Below are 20,227 nucleotides of genomic sequence, written 5' to 3' on the forward strand. Positions count from 1 at the left end.
TTATTTTTTAAATTTTTGAACAACATTCACCAGTAAGAAAATACTAATGAAAATCAAGGTAATACTTGCACTTGCTGGGGTTTCTGCATAATAGGATGTCATCAAACCTGTCACCATTCCTAAAAAGCCAATTGCCATCCCCGTAAAGATAACAGCTTTAAAACTCTTACCAAGTCGTAAGGCAATAGAAGCAGGTAGAACCATAATGGTTGAAACCAATAAAGCCCCCGCAGCAGGAATCATAAGAGCAATCGCAACACCAGTAACTACATTAAAGGCAATGGACATGGCTCTAACAGGCAATCCATCTACAAATGCGGTATCTTCATCAAAGGTAAGAATATACATCGGACGTAAAAACAGCAATGTCAGCACAATGACAATCACAGCAATCGTAAACAAAGCAATTACCTGCTCCTGACTAATCGTCACAATCGAACCAAACAGATATTGTTCCAGGCTAAGCCCTGATTTCCCACCAGATTTATTCATGACAATGAGCGAAATAGCCAAACCAGTCGACATGAGGATAGCCGTCCCAATTTCCATAAAATTCTTGTAAATTGTCCGCAAATACTCTAAAAATACAGCCGCCACAATAACGACAAGAACAGTCGAAAGAGTAGGCGAAATACCCAAAACCAAACCAAATGCAACTCCCGCCAACGAAACATGACTAAGAGTATCCGACATCAAACTCTGTCGTCTGAGTATCAAAAAGACCCCCAAAATAGGCGAGAACAGACTCATCGCAATGATTGCCAGGAAAGCACGATGCATAAAGTCATAATGAAATACAGATAGATCAAACATCAGCAACCTCCTCATCCGCTTCATGAACATTGAAACAACGCCAAGGAGACTGCTGATCACGAACCAAGTGAATGTTTCGATCAGCATACCTATTCAGCTCATCAGGATCATGAGTTATCATCAGAACCGACTTTCCATGCTTCTTAGCCGAATGATGCATGAGCTGGTAAAAAGCATCCTTGGTCCCTGCATCCATCCCTGTTGTCGGTTCATCCAGAATAAAAATATCTGGATCAGAGGCAAACATACGCGCAATGACAGCACGTTGCTTCTGCCCACCACTCAAGGCACCTAAGCGCTTATCCCGATGTTCCCACATTCCAACTGATTCCAAACTAATCCGAACATGTTCCTCATCATGGGCTGTCAAACGACGAAACCAACCTTGTCGAGGATAACGCCCTGATTTTACAAATTCGTAAACAGTGCTCGGAAAACCAGCATTAAAACTTGCAATTTGCTGAGGTAAATAGGCCATTCTTAACTTCTTACCTTTTATACTCTTCTCAGCAATAGAAACCCTCCCCTGTTTGGGCTTCAATATCCCCAAAGTCGCCTTAATGAGGGTTGTCTTGGCTGCGCCATTCTCACCAGTCAAAGTCACAAATTCCCCACTATCAAGATAATAATGAATATGTTCCAAAACCGGTTCTTTGTCGTAGTAAAACGACAAATCTTCCACAGTAATATATCTCATTTATTTTCTAATTTTCTCCACTAACTCATTCAAAAATCTTGCAATCAGCTCTTGTTCGTCAAGACTATAATTACCTAACAGTTCTTCATATGCTTCCAAAGTATGGGCATGATGATGCGCATGCTCCGCAGCAATAGGCTTTGCAGCCTCAGTCAGACTAAAACGAACAATACGTGCATCCTTTGAATCCTTTACTGCTACTAATAAGCCCTGAGCAACCAACGACTTTGTTGCCTTTGTAATAGCAGCTTGACTAACATTGAGCTGCTTTGCAATCTCAGTATTAGTATATGCAGCCTTTTCAATAAGCATCAAAATATGCTCCTGCGTATTCGTCAACTTCACCGTACTTTGACAAGAACCAACTAATATTTCCAACTGGTTCTCAGAACTCAAAACTATTTCATGCAAACACTTCTCAATATCTAATGCAAATTGGCTCATAAGCACATCCTTAACCTTTTAATTAACCTGTTAAGTGTATCATACTAATAAGAAAAAAACAAGAAAAAAATAAAAAATATTTAAAAGCTAACTTGTCAAAGTAAGTTCTAGTCTGACTCGAAAACTAGAAACTAGACTGAGACGATGAAATAAGGTAGAACTTGAGAACATTAAAGTATAGTTAATTGAAACAAGAACAGGACAAAAGTGCCTCAAGAAAAGTATCGCAATTTGGCAATACTTTTCTGAGGTGTTTTTTAATTTGAGCCCATGTTTTCTCAATGGGATTATACTCAGGTGAGTAAGGAGGAAGTGGTAAAAGTCTATGACCCTGCTCCTTGCATAACTCTTTTAGCTTACTCATCCGATGAAACCTTGCATTGTCCATAATGATAACAGATGGTCTATCTAAAGTGGGTAGTAAGAATGTTTTAAACCAAGCTTCGAAAAAGTCACTAGTCATGGTTTCTTTGTAGGTCATTGGGGCTATAATCTCACCGTTTATAAGACCTGCGACTAAAGATAGCCGCTGGAATCTTCTTCCAGAGACCTGACCAGTGATCAACTGACCTTTCAAAGATCGACCATATTCTCGATGAAAATATGTCTCAAACCCTGTCTCGTCAATATAAACAGGTGTCAAGTGACTTAAGTTATTAAATTCTTTAAGGAACTGATTTACTTTCTCAGGGTCTTGTTCATAGTAGGTACAGCTCTTTTTTTTCGAGTATACCCCATAGCTTTGAGAGCGTAATGAATAGCTGTTGGATGACAGCCAAATTCAGAAGCTATTTCAGTCAAAAAAGCATCTGGATGAGCTTCAAGATAGTTCTTTAATTTTTCTCTATCAACTTTTCTTGGTTTGGTTCCCTTAACTTGGTGATGAAGCTCGCCTGTACTCTCCATTAATTTTAGCCATTGATAGATGGTGTTGCGGGAAATATCGAAAACAACAGATGCTTCAGTAATACTGCCGGTTTTCTCACAGTATGCGAGAACTTTTTTACGAAAATCTAATGAATATGCCATAAGTACATTATACCATAAATGTACTATTTTTGTTTCATTTTACTATACATTTAGAATTAAAGAGTGGTTCATCTACCCACTACAGTTGACAAAGAGCCGGTAAATAGTGACCAAAAGTTAACCAAAAAACAAAAGAAACGCTGATAAATCAACGCTTCTTCTTTATAAACTATACCGGCGGCCGGGGTCGAACCGGCACGTCCTTGCGGACACTGGATTTTGAGTCCAGCGCGTCTGCCAATTCCGCCACGCCGGCATATAGTTAAACTGGGGTAGCTGGATTCGAACCAACGCATGAGGGAGTCAAAGTCCCTTGCCTTACCGCTTGGCGATACCCCAATATTAAAATAGGCGAGTGAGGGGAATCGAACCCCCGAATGTCAGAGCCACAATCTGATGTGTTAACCACTTCACCACACCCGCCATAGAACACGGGCAGTAGGAATTGAACCCACACTGAAGGTTTTGGAGACCTTAGTTCTACCTTTAAACTATGCCCGTAAAGGTATGGAGAGAGAGGGATTCGAACCCCCGAACCCGAAGGAGCGGATTTACAGTCCGCCGCGTTTAGCCTCTTCGCTATCTCTCCAAAATATTAAATTAATGGCGCGAGACGGAATCGAACCGCCGACACATGGAGCTTCAATCCATTGCTCTACCAACTGAGCTACCGAGCCATAATCCACAATATAAATAGAATTGCGGGAGCAGGATTTGAACCTACGACCTTCGGGTTATGAGCCCGACGAGCTACCTAGCTGCTCCATCCCGCGATAGTAAGTAAAGGAGGATGTGGGATTCGAACCCACGCACGCTTTTACACGCCTGACGGTTTTCAAGACCGTTCCCTTCAGCCGGACTTGGGTAATCCTCCAAATTATAGTCCGTACGGGATTCGAACCCGTGTTACCGCCGTGAAAAGGCGGTGTCTTAACCCCTTGACCAACGGACCATAAATAAAGACTTCTCTTTACTCCGCCAACAGGGCTCGAACCTGTGACATCATGATTAACAGTCATGCGCTCTACCAACTGAGCTATGGCGGAATATAGCTAAGCGACTACCGTATCTAACAGGGGGCAACCCCCAACTACTTCAGGCGTTCTAGGGCTTAACTGCTGTGTTCGGCATGGGTACAGGTGTATCTCCTAGGCTATCGTCACTTAACTACTGTTGAATGGAATTGTACTCGGACTAAAATCCTAGTGAAAAAGATAAACTTCCTAGAGTCTATTGACTCTGCGTCAGTTTCCTATTTTCTTACGGATTTTGTAACGCCCTCGTTACTTCACTTTATCCACTCAAAATTGAATATCTATATTCTAACAAGAAACAACCACGCTGTCAATATTGACTTCGTTGAATTTTTCTTATCTAGGATAAGTCCTCGAGCGATTAGTATTGGTCCGCTACATGTGTCGCCACACTTCCACTTCCAACCTATCTACCTGATCTTCTCTCAGGGCTCTTACTAACTTAATGTTATGGGAAATCTCATCTTGAGGTGGGTTTCACACTTAGATGCTTTCAGCGTTTATCCCTTCCCTACATAGCTACCCAGCGATGCCTCTGGCGAGACAACTGGTACACCAGCGGTAAGTCCACTCTGGTCCTCTCGTACTAGGAGCAGATCCTCTCAAATTTCCTACGCCCGCGACGGATAGGGACCGAACTGTCTCACGACGTTCTGAACCCAGCTCGCGTGCCGCTTTAATGGGCGAACAGCCCAACCCTTGGGACCGACTACAGCCCCAGGATGCGACGAGCCGACATCGAGGTGCCAAACCTCCCCGTCGATGTGAACTCTTGGGGGAGATAAGCCTGTTATCCCCAGGGTAGCTTTTATCCGTTGAGCGATGGCCCTTCCATACGGAACCACCGGATCACTAAGCCCGACTTTCGTCCCTGCTCGAGTTGTAGCTCTCGCAGTCAAGCTCCCTTATACCTTTACACTCTGCGAATGATTTCCAACCATTCTGAGGGAACCTTTGGGCGCCTCCGTTACCTTTTAGGAGGCGACCGCCCCAGTCAAACTGCCCGTCAGACACTGTCTCCGTAGATGATAAACCTACCGGGTTAGAGTAGCCATAACACAAGGGTAGTATCCCAACAGCGCCTCAATCGAAACTGGCGTCCCGATTTCGTAGGCTCCTACCTATCCTGTACATGTGGTACAGATACTCAATATCAAACTGCAGTAAAGCTCCATGGGGTCTTTCCGTCCTGTCGCGGGTAACCTGCATCTTCACAGGTACTAAAATTTCACCGAGTCTCTCGTTGAGACAGTGCCCAAATCATTACGCCTTTCGTGCGGGTCGGAACTTACCCGACAAGGAATTTCGCTACCTTAGGACCGTTATAGTTACGGCCGCCGTTTACTGGGGCTTCAATTCAGATCTTCGCTTACGCTAAACCCTCCTCTTAACCTTCCAGCACCGGGCAGGCGTCACCCCCTATACATCATCTTACGATTTAGCAGAGAGCTGTGTTTTTGATAAACAGTTGCTTGGGCCTATTCACTGCGGCTGACTGTAAGTCAGCACCCCTTCTCCCGAAGTTACGGGGTCATTTTGCCGAGTTCCTTAACGAGAGTTCTCTCGCTCACCTGAGGCTACTCGCCTCGACTACCTGTGTCGGTTTGCGGTACGGGTAGAGTATGATACATCGCTAGAAGCTTTTCTTGGCAGTGTGACGTCACTAACTTCGCTACTTAACTTCGCTCCCCATCACAGCTCAATGTTATAGATACAAGCATTTGACTCATATCACACCTCACTGCTTAGACGGGCTCTTCCAATCGCCCGCTTTAGTTAGCCTACTGCGTCCCTCCATCACTTCATACTCTAGTACAGGAATATCAACCTGTTGTCCATCGGATACACCTTTCGGTCTCTCCTTAGGTCCCGACTAACCCAGGGCGGACGAGCCTTCCCCTGGAAACCTTAGTCTTACGGTGGATGGGATTCTCACCCATCTTTCGCTACTCATACCGGCATTCTCACTTCTATGCGTTCCAGCACTCCTCACGGTATACCTTCTTCACACATAGAACGCTCTCCTACCATAACACTTAAGTGTTATCCACAGCTTCGGTAAATTGTTTTAGCCCCGGTACATTTTCGGCGCAGGGTCACTCGACTAGTGAGCTATTACGCACTCTTTGAATGAATAGCTGCTTCTAAGCTAACATCCTAGTTGTCTGTGCAACCCCACATCCTTTTCCACTTAACAATTATTTTGGGACCTTAGCTGGTGGTCTGGGCTGTTTCCCTTTCGACTACGGATCTTAGCACTCGCAGTCTGACTGCCGACCATAAATCTTTGGCATTCGGAGTTTATCTGAAATCAGTAAACCGAGATGGCCCCCTCATCCAAACAGTGCTCTACCTCCAAGATTCTCAAATGTCGACGCTAGCCCTAAAGCTATTTCGGAGAGAACCAGCTATCTCCAAGTTCGTTTGGAATTTCTCCGCTACCCACAAGTCATCCAAGCACTTTTCAACGTGCCCTGGTTCGGTCCTCCAGTGCGTCTTACCGCACCTTCAACCTGCTCATGGGTAGGTCACATGGTTTCGGGTCTACGACATAATACTAATGCGCCCTATTAAGACTCGGTTTCCCTACGGCTCCGTCTCTTCAACTTAACCTCGCATCATATCGTAACTCGCCGGTTCATTCTACAAAAGGCACGCTCTCACCCATTAACGGGCTCGAACTTGTTGTAGGCACACGGTTTCAGGTTCTATTTCACTCCCCTTCCGGGGTACTTTTCACCTTTCCCTCACGGTACTGGTTCACTATCGGTCACTAGAGAGTATTTAGGGTTGGGAGATGGTCCTCCCAGATTCCGACGAGATTTCGCGTGTCTCGCCGTACTCAGGATACTGCTAGGTATAAAGAATATTTCAAATACGAGGCTATTACTCTCTTTGGCCTACCTTCCCAGGTAGTTCTTCTATACTCTTTAAGTCCACATTGCAGTCCTACAACCCCGAGGAGTAAACTCCTCGGTTTGCCCTCCTGCCGTTTCGCTCGCCGCTACTAAGGCAATCGCTTTTGCTTTCTCTTCCTGCAGCTACTTAGATGTTTCAGTTCACTGCGTCTTCCTCTACACTACCTTAACAGTAGTGAGTGACAGGCATTACCTGCCGGGTTCCCCCATTCGGACACCCCTGGATCATTGCTTACTTACAGCTCCCCAAGGCATTTCGTCGTTAGTCACGTCCTTCTTCGGCTTCTAGTGCCAAGGCATCCACCGTGCGCCCTTATTAACTTAACCTTATTAACCTAATTTTTTCAAAAATTAGAAAACTCATTAAATATTCACAGCGTTTTCGGTTTATTTTCTTGTTACTATTTCTTTATGTATCCTTACAGATACACAAGGAATGTTTGATAGATATTCAATTTTCAATGGACAAGTTTAGGATATGAACGACGGTCGCTTTTGCGAAACTTCTGTAGAAAATTAGGAATCTGACGTTGTGTCTTTAGACACAAGGAAGATAATCTATTTTCCTAAGAAGTTAGTCGTGAATTCAACTTCACTGGTATTCAGTTTAGTAGGATTTCTATCCTAATGGAGCCTAGCGGGATCGAACCGCTGACCTCCTGCGTGCAAAGCAGGCGCTCTCCCAGCTGAGCTAAGGCCCCACAAGACCTCTCAAAATTAAAGAAGACTAACGTACAGGTTCCGTTTCCTTAGAAAGGAGGTGATCCAGCCGCACCTTCCGATACGGCTACCTTGTTACGACTTCACCCCAATCATCTATCCCACCTTAGGCGGCTGGCTCCTTACGGTTACCTCACCGACTTCGGGTGTTACAAACTCTCGTGGTGTGACGGGCGGTGTGTACAAGGCCCGGGAACGTATTCACCGCGGCGTGCTGATCCGCGATTACTAGCGATTCCGACTTCATGTAGGCGAGTTGCAGCCTACAATCCGAACTGAGACTGGCTTTAAGAGATTAGCTTGCCGTCACCGACTTGCGACTCGTTGTACCAGCCATTGTAGCACGTGTGTAGCCCAGGTCATAAGGGGCATGATGATTTGACGTCATCCCCACCTTCCTCCGGTTTATTACCGGCAGTCTCGCTAGAGTGCCCAACTGAATGATGGCAACTAACAATAGGGGTTGCGCTCGTTGCGGGACTTAACCCAACATCTCACGACACGAGCTGACGACAACCATGCACCACCTGTCACCGATGCTCCGAAGAGAAACCCTATCTCTAGGGCGGTCATCGGGATGTCAAGACCTGGTAAGGTTCTTCGCGTTGCTTCGAATTAAACCACATGCTCCACCGCTTGTGCGGGCCCCCGTCAATTCCTTTGAGTTTCAACCTTGCGGTCGTACTCCCCAGGCGGAGTGCTTAATGCGTTAGCTGCGGCACTGAGTCCCGGAAAGGACCCAACACCTAGCACTCATCGTTTACGGCGTGGACTACCAGGGTATCTAATCCTGTTCGCTCCCCACGCTTTCGAGCCTCAGCGTCAGTTACAGACCAGAGAGCCGCTTTCGCCACCGGTGTTCCTCCATATATCTACGCATTTCACCGCTACACATGGAATTCCACTCTCCCCTTCTGCACTCAAGTTTGACAGTTTCCAAAGCGTACTATGGTTAAGCCACAGCCTTTTACTTCAGACTTATCAAACCGCCTGCGCTCGCTTTACGCCCAATAAATCCGGACAACGCTCGGGACCTACGTATTACCGCGGCTGCTGGCACGTAGTTAGCCGTCCCTTTCTGGTAAGATACCGTCACTGTGTGAACTTTCCACTCTCACACACGTTCTTCTCTTACAACAGAGCTTTACGATCCGAAAACCTTCTTCACTCACGCGGCGTTGCTCGGTCAGGGTTCCCCCCATTGCCGAAGATTCCCTACTGCTGCCTCCCGTAGGAGTCTGGGCCGTGTCTCAGTCCCAGTGTGGCCGATCACCCTCTCAGGTCGGCTATGTATCGAAGCCTTGGTGAGCCGTTACCCCACCAACTAGCTAATACAACGCAGGTCCATCTCATAGTGAAGCAGTTGCTCCTTTCAAGCATTTACCATGCGATAAATACTGTTATGCGGTATTAGCTATCGTTTCCAATAGTTATCCCCCGCTATGAGGTAGGTTACCTACGCGTTACTCACCCGTTCGCGACTCATGATTAATGGTGGAGCAAGCTCCGGTATCAATCATGCGTTCCACTTGCATGTATTAGGCACGCCGCCAGCGTTCGTCCTGAGCCAGGATCAAACTCTCATTAAAAGTTTTGATTCAAACTCAAGCTATTGCTAGCTTTCCGTTTTATTGTTTTTGTTTTGTCATTGACGATTTATCCTTAGATAAATCACCCTGCACGTTTGGTTCGTCTTCTTTAATTTTCAAAGGTCTTGTCGTCGTCACTCCCTTGCGACAACTATCTTAGTTTATCATTTCTTCAAGGTCTTGTCAACACTTTTTTGAAACTTTTTTTCGTTTCTTTTGTATCGAACTCCCTCAAGAGACAACTCAATTATTCTATCATCTTCAGACTTACATGTCAACTACTTTTTCAAACTTTTTTTCGTTGTTTTTAGCTGACTAGTCTTGCGAGACAACTCAATTATTCTATCAAATCTTATCCATCATTGTCAAGTAGTTTTTCATGTTTTTTAACTTTTTTATTTTCCCGTGTTGTAAAATGAAGTGCAAAAAAAGACATACTCATCTGATATACTAGAATTCCCCAACTCAGTATAGAAAGCAGATGAGCATGTCCACTAATTATTCTACCAAAAAATCGTATAATCACACCTTTCAGCCTCTGAACGCGGAGAAATCAGCGCCTATCTCAAGATTGGCAAGAACCCCTCTGAGATTGCTCGTCTGCTTGGGCGTCATCGCTTAACCATCAGTCGTGAAATCAAACGAGGAAGTGTTTCTCAGGTTCAAGATAAGAACGGGAATCGAATCTACTCAACGGTTTACTTTCCAGATAATGGTCAACGTGTTTATGTGACCAATCGTCGAAAAAGTGCCTATCATAAACTATCGTACTGCTCCCAGACCTTCTTCAAGGAACTTGAGAAAGCCTTGAAAACAAAACCTCGTTGTCATAGTGTCGATAGCTTTGTTCAAACTTGCCGAGAAAAACATCCACTGGAAGTTATCCCCTCCCACCAAGACAGTGTATCGTTCCATCAAAGACGGACTGTTGAGGGTTAAACCGATTGATTTACCTAAGATGGTGTGCATCCGAAAACGGTCTAAAGCAACGCCTAAGGCCACGAAGAAAATCTTAGGAAAATCCATTGAAGAACGTCCAGAAACTATTACTAATCGTTCTGAATTTGGACATTGGGAAATTGATCTCATGCTTGGCAAGAAGACCAAAGGGGAAGCTGTTGTCATGACCCTAGTAGAGCGTCAAACACAATTTGCCATCGCTGTAAAACTGGCTAATAAACAAGCAGAAACCATCAATAGGGCTGTTAAGAGCTTACTATCACAGTATCCTATTCGCTCTATTACATCGGACAACGGCTCAGAGTTCAGTAGCTTGTCAGACTTAAAAGGTATGGAAGTCTATTTTGCCCATCCTTATGCATCTCATGAAAGAGAAACAAATGAAAATTTCAATGGTCTCTTGAGAGAGTTTCTCCCAAAAGGTGTCTCTCTTAACTCACTAACGACAGAAGAACTCAATCACTACGTCTCTGCTATCAATGACAGACCTAGACGACTTCACAAGTATAATACCGCAAATATTTTGTTTGGGCTAGCCCAAAAAGCTTAACCTCTGGAACTCTTAGTTATCAATGAACTTGTTGCACTTGACTTGACAAGTGGGGGAATGAAAATTCAATAATGAAGTTAGCCACCTTGCTTTGCTAAAAAATATTTGTTTCGCTATCTTTGAGTAAGCTGTATTTTCATTTGATAACAGGCTTGAAGATATTAGGCTAAATAGTTTCAAGGGTTCCTGTTGTCAAATGAAATCCAATTTAAGGCAAAAGAAAACACCTCTGTGCTATACTTGTTGTTCACCACAAACACAAAGAAGGGCACAGAGATGCAAAGACATTATACACCAAAAGGCAAACATATGACAATGGATAACCGTCGCCTGATTGAACGATGGAAAAATGAAAACATGTCCAATCGTGAAATTGCAGGGTTGCTTGGAAAGGCGCCTCAGACGATTAACAATGAAGTTAAACGTGGAACAACCTTACAACAAGTGCGAAAAGAGCTGTACAAAAAAGTCTATTCTGCCGACTATGCACAAACGGTATACCAAACTAATCGAAAACGATCGGTAAAAAAGATAATCCTAATGAAAGAATTGAAAGAGAAAATTTTACACTATACTAAGCAAAAATTTTCTCCTGAAATGATGGTTAAGAAGAAGAAAATGAAAGTGGGTATTTCAACCATTTACTATTGGTTTCACAATGGCCATTTAGGATTGACGAAGTTGATACCAATTCATCCTCATAAAACTACATACTGTGCAGACATCCCGCACTGATGGTAATCTTTATAGTTTAGCAAATTCTCACATCGTTGCTGCATATGGTACAGAATTTTGTCATCTAAGCAAATTGTTTCCTGAAGAACATATTTGCTGCAACAGCTACACCCTTCATGCGAAAGACGGAGTATATTAGACCAGTGGACGAATTTCGGTCAAAATATTAAGACTAAAGAGTGATGAATAAGGTCATAATCTATAGATTCTTAGATGGGACTCTAAGGAAATAAAAAGTTGATTGGATAGCTTTAAATACCCTCACATTTTGCTCCCTCTACTTTTTGGAACTTTACTTCAAATGTTATAGCTGAATTGCTTTGCCCCAAAAATACACAACGTTTATGCTTTCTTCATCCTAATTGACATTGAGCCCTATAGTTTTAAAGAAAAAACGCCTGCTTACGAAATTATTCTACTTTAGAGTAATTTCGTAAACAAGCGTCCAATCAATATGATGAGTGTTACCGCCGAGACAGACTCGGCGGTAGACCAGAGCTAGACTAAGAACCCACATGGAATTCCATCATCATAACACTCAACAAAATTGATGATCTTATACAAGTTCGATAATTGCCATCGGGGCAGCATCGCCACGACGTGGTTCAGTTTTTAGAATACGAGTGTATCCACCGTTGCGTTCAGCATAACGAGGTGCGATTTCTGAGAACAATTTTTGAAGTGCAGTTGTAGAAGTATACTTATCTGTTGCTTCATCATAGTTTTCAGATGCAATTTCATTACGAACAAATGCAGCAGCTTGACGACGAGCGTGCAAGTCACCACGTTTACCAAGTGTGATCATTTTTTCAACTGTTTTACGGATTTCTTTAGCACGAGCTTCAGTTGTAACGATTGATTCGTTGATCAAAAGGTCAGTTGTCAAATCGCGCAACATTGCTTTACGTTGTGAGCTAGTGCGTCCTAGTTTACGGTATGCCATGATTTCCTCCTATATTATTTATCTTTTTTCAATCCTAGACCAAGATCTGCCAATTTAACTTTGACTTCTTCAAGACTCTTGCGGCCAAGATTGCGCACTTTCATCATTTCTGGTTCAGTCTTCTCTGTCAAATCAAATACAGTGTTGATACCTGCACGTTTAAGACAGTTATATGAGCGAACAGAAAGGTCCAATTCCTCAATCGTACGATCAAGCATGCGATCATCCGATGCAGTCTCTGTTTCTTTCATCACTTCTGCTGATTTTGCAACTTCAGTCAAATCTGTAAACAGACCAAGGTGTTCCATCAAAATACGTGCAGAAAGACCTAGAGCATCTTCTGGAATAATTGTACCATTAGTATTGATTTCAAGTGTTAATTTGTCAAAACCATCGTTGCTACCAACACGGGCTGGTTCAACTTGATAATTGACTTTTTTTACTGGCGTATAGATAGAATCTACAGCAAGTGTACCTACTGGCGCGTCATCTTTTTTATTACCTTCTGCAGGGACATAACCACGACCTGAATTGACTGTCAAAATCGCTTTAAATGTTTTACCTTCAGCAATGGTAAATAGATAATGGTCAGGGTTTACAATTTCAATGTCACTATCTGTAAGAATGTCACCTGCTGTCACTTCAGCTGGACCTACTACATCAAGTTCAATTTTCTTTTCGTCTTCGACATAAGATTTTACAGCAATGCCTTTGATGTTAAGAATGATTTGCATAACATCTTCACGGACACCTGGAACTGTGTCGAATTCGTGGAGTACACCATCAATTTTAATAGATGTAATTGCAGCACCTGGGAGTGATGCAAGAAGTACACGACGAAGAGAGTTACCAAGAGTTGTACCGTAACCACGTTCTAATGGCTCGATAACAAATCTGCCGTAATCTTTATTTTCATCAATTTTTGTTATTGTTGGTTTTTCAAACTCAATCATTTCTTACTCCCTCTTAAACGAAAAGCTGTGTATGGTATGTATGATTATACACGGCGACGTTTTGGAGGACGAGCACCATTGTGTGGTACAGGAGTCACATCACGAATTGCTGTTACTTCAAGACCAGCGGCAGCAAGAGCGCGGATAGCAGACTCACGACCTGAACCTGGGCCTTTAACGGTAACTTCAACTGTTTTTAGACCGTGTTCTTGTGCAGATTTAGCAGCTGCTTCTGAAGCCATTTGGGCTGCGAATGGTGTAGATTTACGTGAACCTTTAAAACCAAGAGCACCAGCTGATGACCAAGCAATAGCGTTACCATGCACATCAGTAATCATAACAATAGTGTTATTAAATGTAGCGTGAATATGTGCAATACCAGATTCGATATTCTTTTTCACACGACGTTTACGTGTTGGTTTAGCCAATTTTTCTACCTCCTATATTATTTTTTCTTACCTGCAATCGCAACGGCTTTACCTTTACGAGTACGAGCATTGTTTTTAGTGTTTTGTCCACGGACAGGAAGTCCACGACGGTGACGGATTCCGCGGTATGAACCGATTTCCATCAAACGTTTAATGTTCAAGTTAACTTCACGACGGAGGTCACCTTCAACTTTGATTGCATCAACTTCACGACGAATAGCATCTTCTTGATCTGATGTCAAATCTTTCACGCGTACATCTTCTGAAATGCCTGCAGCTGCAAGAATTTTTTTAGATGTTGCAAGACCGATACCATAAACATAAGTCAATGAAATAACTACACGTTTGTCATTTGGAATGTCAACTCCAGCAATACGAGCCATGTTTTCTCCTTTCTATTTCTTAACCTTGACGTTGCTTGTGTTTAGGGTTTGCTGGGCAAATCACCATAACACGACCATTACGACGAATAACTTTGCAGTATTCGCAAATTGGTTTGACCGATGGTCTTACTTTCATGTTTAATCCCTCCAAGTATTTCGACTATTTAAAGCGGTATGTGATACGTCCACGTGTCAAGTCGTAAGGACTAAGCTCAACAGTTACGCGGTCACCGACCAAAATACGAATGTAGTTTTTACGGATTTTACCAGAAACAGTTGCAAGGACTTGGTGTCCGTTTTCCAACTCAACAGTAAACATAGCATTTGGCATTGTATCGACTACTTTGCCTTCAATTTCAATCACATCTTCTTTTGCCATGCAAAAGTAACCCCTCTCTAAATATCGATTTGATGTCCTCTGAACACAGAGGTAACAATTATAAGTCAGACTAGGCTATTTTATCATCTTTGCAAGAAAAATGCAAGCCAAATCCATTAGATTATTGCAATTTTGATAATACAGTATCAATTGCTTGGAAAACAAGTTCGATGTCTTGATCGCCTTCAATATCATGAACCAAACCTTTTGCACGATAATGGTCGATAATCGGCTGACCTTGGGCAATGTTTACTTCTAAACGGCGCTTAACAGACTCTGGTTTATCATCTTCACGTTGATAAAAATCTTCTTCCTTATAGTCTCCAACAGGTGGGTTGAATACTTTATGGAACGTTTCCCCAGTTTCTTTATGAATGATACGTCCACTGAGACGTTCTACAAGTTTAGAAGGATCAATTTCAATATTGATGACTCCCTGTAGCTCAATACCTAACTCATCTAGGTTTGTATCAAGCGCATGTGCTTGTTCAATTGTTCGTGGGTATCCATCTAATAAGAAACCTTTTTCTTTGATATCATTCTGAGCTAAACGCTCTTTCACAATACCATTTGTAACCTCATCAGGCACAAGATCGCCTTTGTCAATATATGACTTAGCTAATTTGCCCATTTCAGTTTGATTAGCCATTGCTGCACGAAACATATCGCCAGTTGAAATGTGAGCAACATTAAATTTCTCAACAATCTTAGCTGCTTGTGTTCCTTTACCAGCACCTGGTAAACCCATAATTAAAAGATTCATGACAAACTCCTTATTTTGTTTTCACATAAATTTGCCAATATTGACAAACTTATCTAAAAACAAAATAGAAGGTTGACGAGGTCAACCTGTATTCTATTCTGTAATTTCTAAGAAACCTACATATTTTCTCTTAAGAAGGTAGCCTTCCAATTGCTTGATTCCTTCAATACTTGTAGAGATAACAATAATCAAACTTGTACCGAGGAATGCAATGTTTGAAGAAAGTCCAAAGAGATTTTGTGCAATAATCGGCAACAAAGCAACAAAACTCAAGAATAAAGCACCAACTGTTGCTAATCTTGTTAGAAGCTTAGACAGATATTGCTCAGTCCCGTTACCAGGTCGAACCCCATGGATATATGCTGCGCTCTTTTGAAGGCTTTCAGCAGTTTTTTCTGGGTTGACTTGAACAAAAGTATAGAAGAATGTGAATACAATAATCAATCCAGCATATACCAGCATTCCTTTTACCGTTGAATAATCAAAATATTCTTGAACAGTCAATAACCAACCTGCACTCTGATTCTGACTTGCAAAGTATTGAATAAGAGATGTAGGTACTGCTGTAATTGAACCAGCAAAAATCACGGGAATAACACCTGCTGGATTTAATTTCAATGGTAAATAAGAACTAGATGGTGCTCCTTGAGCTCTTTTTGTATATTGGATTGGTAATTTGTATTCTGCTTGTTGTACAAATGTCGTGAAGTAAACGACTAGTAAAATTAATACAATCAAGATTGCTACAAAGATAGCTGATTCTCCCAATCGACTAGATTCAATATTGACAAAACGATCAATATAAATCTCGTGAAACGTTCCTGGTAGGGAAGATATAATCCCTGCGAAGATAATCATGGACGTACCATTTCCATACCCTTTTTCTGTAATCTGCTCACCCAACCAAGTTACAATGACTGAACCAGTTGTCAAAATAGAACCGATTAAAAGGTACGTTTGCCAATTCAAAGGCATATTTGTCAGTTGTGCACCCGAAAGGGCATTAAATCCTGCAGTAATACCAATAGATTGGACAAAAGCTAATCCCAAAGAGATATAACGTGTTGCTTGATTCAGTTTGCGACGGCCCACTTCACCTTGCTTACCCCATTCAACAAATTTTGGAAGGATATCCATTTGTAAAAGTTGAACAATAATCGAAGCAGTGATATATGGACTAACCCCTAGTGCAAAAACTGAAAAATTACGCATTGCGTTTCCTGAAACCAAGCTCAACATATTTAAAAACGGTACATTTGAGAGGGCTTCAAGACTCTTGGCGTTAATACCTGGAACTGTAATGTGAGTTCCAACCCGGAAGACAAAAAGGATGAAGATAGTGAACAATATTTTGTTACGTACTAATCTAACCTTTACGGCATCTTTTAAAAGTTTAAAAAACATAGGCTGCCACCTCTTAGATGACTTCTACTGAGCCACCTTTAGAAGTGATTGCTTCTTCAGCTGATTTAGAGAATTTAGCAGCTTTAACTGTCAATTTCTTCGTTAATTCACCGTTACCAAGAATTTTAATTCCTGATTTTTCAGCTTTAACGATTCCAGCTTCGATAAGCACAACTGGTGTTACTTCTGCACCATCTTCAAAAGCGTTCAATTGATCAAGGTTAACGATTGCATATTCTTTAGCGTTGATGTTTGTAAAGCCACGTTTTGGAATACGACGGAACAATGGAGTTTGTCCACCTTCAAAACCTAGGCGAACACCGCCACCGCTACGAGCCTTTTGACCTTTTTGACCACGGCCAGATGTTTTACCGTTACCTGATGATGTACCACGACCTACACGGTTGCGAACTTTACGTGAACCTGTAGCTGGTTGTAATTCATGAAGTTTCATTATTATTTTCTCCTCTTTTATATGCTAGCGCCTGTGAAGTACAAGAGTCTTCATTCACAAACTCGCCTTATGTAAAAATGGACTAGAAGTCGCAAAGATTCTTCTATGCGACTTAGCCTATTTGTATGATTACTTAACTTCTTCAACAGTTACCAAGTGAGAGATAGCATTTACCATTCCAAGAATAGCTGCGTTATCTTCCTTAACAACTGAAGAGTTCAATTTACCAAGTCCAAGTGCAACAACTGTTTTACGTTGCTCTGGTTTGCGACCGATTGGAGACTTAGTCAAAGTAATTTTAATTTGAGCCATGAGTATCTCCTTTCTTATGCTAAATCAGAAACTGAGATGCCACGAAGTGCAGCCACTTCTTCAGCACGTTTCAATTGTTTCAAACCTTCAACAGTTGCACGAACGATGTTGATTGGTGTGTTTGAACCAAGTGACTTAGAAGTCACATCTGCGATACCTGCCAATTCGATTACGGCACGAGTCGCACCACCGGCAGCAACCCCAGAACCTTCAGCAGCAGGTTTCAACAATACACGAGCTCCGCCAAATTCTGAACGAACTTCGTGAGGGATTGTTGTACCAACCATTGGTACTTCAATCATGTTTTTCTTAGCAGATTCAACTGCTTTACGGATAGCTTCTGGTACTTCTTGAGCTTTACCAGTACCGAAACCTACGCGACCGTTACGGTCACCAACAACCACAAGAGCTGCGAAACGAAGACGACGTCCACCTTTAACAACTTTTGTAACACGGTTGATGGCTACTACGCGTTCTTCAATTTCAACTGCGTTATCTTTGAATGCCATTTCTTAGTGTCCTCCCTATTAGAATTTCAATCCGTTTTCACGAGCTGATTCAGCCAAAGCTTTCACACGTCCGTGATAGAGATATCCACCGCGGTCAAAGACCACTTCAGAAATACCTTTAGCTACCGCGCGTTCAGCAACGAGTTTACCTACAACAACAGCTTGTTCTGTCTTAGTACCTTTTGAAACTTCTTTATCAAGAGTAGAAGCGCTTGCGAGCGTTACACCCGCTACGTCATCAATCACTTGAGCGTAGATGCCTGTATTAGAACGGAAAATGTTCAAACGTGGGCGAGCAGCAGTTCCAGAGATTTTACCGCGAACGCGACGATGGCGTTTTTGGCGGATTTTGTTTTTATCTGGTTTTGAAATCACAATATTCACCTCTTAATGTATGATTCTGTTTCTCACGAAACAATTTGAGAAATAGTCAGCCAGGTGGCTAAGCCACCTCAGCAAGCTATTATTTACCTGTTTTACCTTCTTTACGGCGAACGAATTCACCAACGTAACGAATACCTTTACCTTTGTATGGCTCAGGAGCGCGAAGGCTACGGATATAAGCTGCTGTTTGACCAACAACTTCTTTGTTGATACCAGACACGACGATTTGTGTTGGTGTTGGAACTTCAAATGTAATACCTTCTGGTGCAACCACTTCATCTGGATGTGATTTACCAACAGCAAGTGTCAATTTGTTACCAGCCAATTGAGCACGATAACCGACACCACGCATTTCAAGTTCTTTTTTGAAGCCTTCAGAAACACCAACAACCATGTTGTTGAGGTTGGCACGGCTAGTACCGTGAATAGTCTTCATTTCTTTTGAATCGTTTGGACGGTGAAGAGTTACTTCTGTACCTTCCACACGAATTTCAATAGCAGTTGGGAATTCACGAGTCAATTCCCCTTTAGGTCCCTTTACAGTTACCACACCGTTGTCTTGAGTAAGCTCAACACCAGCAGGCAATGTAATAATTTTATTACCAATACGTGACATTTTTTTATTTCTCCTGTTAAATTATCAAGCCGTCAAGCGACTAGTTTTCACGGGGGCTCATGATACAGAGGGCGTAAAGAAGTCAAAGTAAAAATAGGAATCCTGACGCAGAAGCCTAAGCTTCGAGGAAGGATTGTCTTTTTTACACAGACTTTAGCCCGTGTTCGAATGAGCAGGTTTCATGATCGCACTTGAGAAGCAATCATGCTGTTTGGTTTCATGATACCTTCAAATCAGATTGTTAGATTTGAACACGCACGAAGAACTGGTCCTCCCGCATTTGTATCATGCATGCTTTTAGGTTTCAATTTCTAAATGTGGCAAGGCAGAGCGACGCAGACCATACTTGAGTATGTCGAGACGCTCTAACACAGGCACATGACGAAATTGGAAGCTAAAAGATTACCAAACGTATGCGACAACCTCGCCACCAACGTTCTTTTGACGAGCTTCTTTGTCAGTCAAAAGACCTTCTGATGTTGAGATGATTGCAATACCAAGTCCGTTAAGAACTTTAGGAATATCTTCACGTTTTGAGTAAACACGAAGACCTGGTTTTGAAACGCGTTTCAAGTTAGTGATAACTTTTTCACCGTTTGGTCCGTATTTCAAGAATACGCGGATGATGCCTTGTTTGTCATCTTCGATGAATTCAACGTTTTTTACAAAACCTTCGTTTTTAAGGATTGTAGCAATACCTTTTTTGATGTTTGATGCAGGTACTTCAAGCACTTCGTGTTTTGCTTGGTTAGCATTACGAATACGTGTCAAAAAATCTGCAATTGGGTCAGTCATAACCATTTGTTGTTTCTCCTCTTACTAGCAGTTTGCAAGTTACACTTGCTAGTTAATGATGTCCGAGCGGACGGGGTGATCTGAAAGAACTGCTTTCAGTATCAAATTAAATTTGAACTCGAGCTACTACCGGTGCAAAAAAGATAAAATTTCCTAGAGTCTGTTGACTCTTCGTCAATTTTCCTATTTTTGCTTTGGTAGCTTAACGCTCTCATATCATGTTTTTACCAAGAAGCTTTCGTTACGCCCGGAATTTGTCCAAGGTAAGCCAAGTCGCGGAAGCATACACGGCAAAGTTTGAATTTGCGGTAAACTGAGTGTGGACGTCCACATTTTTCACAGCGTGTGTAAGCTTGAGTTGAGAACTTAGCTGGGCGTTTGTTCTTAGCGATCATTGATTTTTTAGCCATTTATT

Annotated in this window: 19 protein-coding genes, 11 tRNA genes, 3 rRNA genes and 2 pseudogenes; 2 read left to right on the top strand and 33 right to left on the bottom strand. The window is 42.4% G+C overall.

Translation table 11 applies throughout. The features are described from left to right. The 18 genes from L6410_RS10270 to L6410_RS10355 all read right to left on the bottom strand — a co-directional run bounded on the left by L6410_RS10270 (nt 1) and on the right by L6410_RS10355 (nt 9,244). Entirely contained in the window at nt 1-813 is an 813-nt protein-coding gene (locus L6410_RS10270; protein WP_160864054.1) for a metal ABC transporter permease, read from the bottom strand. After that, on the bottom strand, nt 806-1,510 hold the full coding sequence (locus L6410_RS10275) for a metal ABC transporter ATP-binding protein (protein WP_024404806.1): 705 nt from the start codon (nt 1,508-1,510) through the stop codon (nt 806-808). The genes L6410_RS10270 and L6410_RS10275 overlap by 8 nt, the downstream gene beginning before the upstream one ends. Beyond that, the gene (locus tag L6410_RS10280) at nt 1,511-1,954 is read right to left on the bottom strand and encodes a zinc-dependent MarR family transcriptional regulator (RefSeq protein ID WP_024404807.1); all 444 of its coding nucleotides are present in this window, start codon (nt 1,952-1,954) and stop codon (nt 1,511-1,513) included. It abuts the gene before it with no gap. 181 nt (nt 1,955-2,135) lie between these two features. Then, a protein-coding gene (locus tag L6410_RS10285; protein WP_172016537.1) for an IS630 family transposase occupies nt 2,136-2,983 on the bottom strand; the annotation gives its coding sequence in 2 pieces (ribosomal slippage) (nt 2,136-2,680 and nt 2,680-2,983; 849 coding nt in all). 172 nt (nt 2,984-3,155) lie between these two features. Then, nucleotides 3,156-3,239, bottom strand: a tRNA-Leu gene (locus L6410_RS10290). An 11-nt stretch (nt 3,240-3,250) separates the two neighbouring features. Continuing rightward, nucleotides 3,251-3,322: transfer RNA gene (locus L6410_RS10295), tRNA-Gln, on the bottom strand. An 11-nt stretch (nt 3,323-3,333) separates the two neighbouring features. Beyond that, nucleotides 3,334-3,406 (bottom strand) — tRNA-His (locus L6410_RS10300). 7 nt (nt 3,407-3,413) lie between these two features. Beyond that, a tRNA-Trp gene (locus L6410_RS10305) sits at nt 3,414-3,484 on the bottom strand. 7 nt (nt 3,485-3,491) lie between these two features. Then, nucleotides 3,492-3,572 (bottom strand) — tRNA-Tyr (locus tag L6410_RS10310). A gap of 15 nt (nt 3,573-3,587) precedes the next feature. After that, a tRNA-Phe gene (locus L6410_RS10315) sits at nt 3,588-3,660 on the bottom strand. A 22-nt stretch (nt 3,661-3,682) separates the two neighbouring features. Beyond that, a tRNA-Met gene (locus tag L6410_RS10320) sits at nt 3,683-3,756 on the bottom strand. Nucleotides 3,757-3,767: 11 nt separating this feature from the next. Next, nucleotides 3,768-3,857 (bottom strand) — tRNA-Ser (locus L6410_RS10325). A 6-nt stretch (nt 3,858-3,863) separates the two neighbouring features. Next, nucleotides 3,864-3,935, bottom strand: a tRNA-Glu gene (locus tag L6410_RS10330). A 21-nt stretch (nt 3,936-3,956) separates the two neighbouring features. After that, nucleotides 3,957-4,029 (bottom strand) — tRNA-Asn (locus L6410_RS10335). Between the two features lie 5 nt (nt 4,030-4,034). Next, nucleotides 4,035-4,150, bottom strand: a 5S ribosomal RNA gene (gene rrf / locus L6410_RS10340). A 208-nt stretch (nt 4,151-4,358) separates the two neighbouring features. After that, nucleotides 4,359-7,262: ribosomal RNA gene (locus tag L6410_RS10345) — 23S ribosomal RNA — on the bottom strand. Between the two features lie 301 nt (nt 7,263-7,563). Further along, nucleotides 7,564-7,636, bottom strand: a tRNA-Ala gene (locus tag L6410_RS10350). Between the two features lie 52 nt (nt 7,637-7,688). Then, a 16S ribosomal RNA gene (locus tag L6410_RS10355) occupies nt 7,689-9,244 on the bottom strand. The 16S, 23S and 5S rRNA genes sit together here with 11 tRNA genes alongside, the layout of an rRNA operon. A gap of 487 nt (nt 9,245-9,731) precedes the next feature. Here L6410_RS10355 and L6410_RS10360 point away from each other — a divergent pair. Together L6410_RS10360 and L6410_RS10365 are read left to right on the top strand one after the other, a co-directional pair. Next, nucleotides 9,732-10,754, top strand: a pseudogene (locus L6410_RS10360) (IS30 family transposase). A 276-nt stretch (nt 10,755-11,030) separates the two neighbouring features. Then, nucleotides 11,031-11,459, top strand: a pseudogene (locus tag L6410_RS10365) (helix-turn-helix domain-containing protein); the annotation flags it as partial. Nucleotides 11,460-12,045: 586 nt separating this feature from the next. Here L6410_RS10365 and rplQ read toward each other — a convergent pair. The 15 genes from rplQ to L6410_RS10440 form a co-directional block, all read right to left on the bottom strand. Then, the gene (gene rplQ, locus L6410_RS10370; RefSeq protein ID WP_000331493.1) at nt 12,046-12,432 is read right to left on the bottom strand and encodes a 50S ribosomal protein L17; all 387 of its coding nucleotides are present in this window, start codon (nt 12,430-12,432) and stop codon (nt 12,046-12,048) included. A gap of 14 nt (nt 12,433-12,446) precedes the next feature. Beyond that, the gene (locus tag L6410_RS10375) at nt 12,447-13,385 is read right to left on the bottom strand and encodes a DNA-directed RNA polymerase subunit alpha (RefSeq protein WP_024391469.1); all 939 of its coding nucleotides are present in this window, start codon (nt 13,383-13,385) and stop codon (nt 12,447-12,449) included. A gap of 44 nt (nt 13,386-13,429) precedes the next feature. Continuing rightward, complete coding sequence (gene rpsK, locus L6410_RS10380) at nt 13,430-13,813, bottom strand: 30S ribosomal protein S11 (protein WP_004195509.1); 384 nt, start codon at nt 13,811-13,813, stop codon at nt 13,430-13,432. A 17-nt stretch (nt 13,814-13,830) separates the two neighbouring features. Next, nucleotides 13,831-14,196 carry a 30S ribosomal protein S13 gene (rpsM, locus tag L6410_RS10385; RefSeq protein ID WP_002936622.1) on the bottom strand — a complete coding sequence of 122 codons (366 nt, stop codon included), beginning with the start codon at nt 14,194-14,196 and terminating at the stop codon, nt 13,831-13,833. A gap of 19 nt (nt 14,197-14,215) precedes the next feature. Next, nucleotides 14,216-14,332 carry a 50S ribosomal protein L36 gene (rpmJ, locus tag L6410_RS10390; RefSeq protein WP_001808836.1) on the bottom strand — a complete coding sequence of 39 codons (117 nt, stop codon included), beginning with the start codon at nt 14,330-14,332 and terminating at the stop codon, nt 14,216-14,218. 24 nt (nt 14,333-14,356) lie between these two features. Further along, nucleotides 14,357-14,575, bottom strand: coding sequence for a translation initiation factor IF-1 (infA, locus tag L6410_RS10395; RefSeq protein ID WP_002936627.1), 219 nt, complete (start codon nt 14,573-14,575; stop codon nt 14,357-14,359). 121 nt (nt 14,576-14,696) lie between these two features. Continuing rightward, nucleotides 14,697-15,338, bottom strand: a complete 642-nt coding sequence (locus L6410_RS10400; RefSeq protein WP_024391470.1) for an adenylate kinase — start codon at nt 15,336-15,338, stop codon at nt 14,697-14,699. Nucleotides 15,339-15,431: 93 nt separating this feature from the next. After that, the gene (secY, locus tag L6410_RS10405; RefSeq protein WP_237395473.1) at nt 15,432-16,742 is read right to left on the bottom strand and encodes a preprotein translocase subunit SecY; all 1,311 of its coding nucleotides are present in this window, start codon (nt 16,740-16,742) and stop codon (nt 15,432-15,434) included. Nucleotides 16,743-16,755: 13 nt separating this feature from the next. Further along, nucleotides 16,756-17,196 carry a 50S ribosomal protein L15 gene (rplO, locus tag L6410_RS10410; RefSeq protein ID WP_024391472.1) on the bottom strand — a complete coding sequence of 147 codons (441 nt, stop codon included), beginning with the start codon at nt 17,194-17,196 and terminating at the stop codon, nt 16,756-16,758. 129 nt (nt 17,197-17,325) lie between these two features. Next, a complete protein-coding gene (gene rpmD / locus L6410_RS10415) occupies nt 17,326-17,508 on the bottom strand; it encodes a 50S ribosomal protein L30 (RefSeq protein WP_024383066.1) in 183 nt (60 codons plus the stop codon). A 14-nt stretch (nt 17,509-17,522) separates the two neighbouring features. Next, nucleotides 17,523-18,017 carry a 30S ribosomal protein S5 gene (gene rpsE, locus L6410_RS10420; RefSeq protein ID WP_024391473.1) on the bottom strand — a complete coding sequence of 165 codons (495 nt, stop codon included), beginning with the start codon at nt 18,015-18,017 and terminating at the stop codon, nt 17,523-17,525. Between the two features lie 18 nt (nt 18,018-18,035). Beyond that, a complete protein-coding gene (gene rplR / locus L6410_RS10425) occupies nt 18,036-18,392 on the bottom strand; it encodes a 50S ribosomal protein L18 (RefSeq protein WP_002936641.1) in 357 nt (118 codons plus the stop codon). An 88-nt stretch (nt 18,393-18,480) separates the two neighbouring features. Next, nucleotides 18,481-19,017: a 50S ribosomal protein L6 gene (gene rplF / locus L6410_RS10430; protein ID WP_024391474.1), complete on the bottom strand. Its 537-nt coding sequence runs from the start codon at nt 19,015-19,017 to the stop codon at nt 18,481-18,483. Nucleotides 19,018-19,419: 402 nt separating this feature from the next. Continuing rightward, nucleotides 19,420-19,818, bottom strand: a complete 399-nt coding sequence (gene rpsH / locus L6410_RS10435; RefSeq protein WP_024391475.1) for a 30S ribosomal protein S8 — start codon at nt 19,816-19,818, stop codon at nt 19,420-19,422. A 218-nt stretch (nt 19,819-20,036) separates the two neighbouring features. Continuing rightward, nucleotides 20,037-20,222, bottom strand: a complete 186-nt coding sequence (locus tag L6410_RS10440; protein WP_002936651.1) for a type Z 30S ribosomal protein S14 — start codon at nt 20,220-20,222, stop codon at nt 20,037-20,039. Nucleotides 20,223-20,227: the final 5 nt, after the last annotated feature.

The sequence above is a fragment of the Streptococcus parasuis genome, assembly GCF_021654455.1.
Lineage (GTDB): Bacteria > Bacillota > Bacilli > Lactobacillales > Streptococcaceae > Streptococcus > Streptococcus parasuis.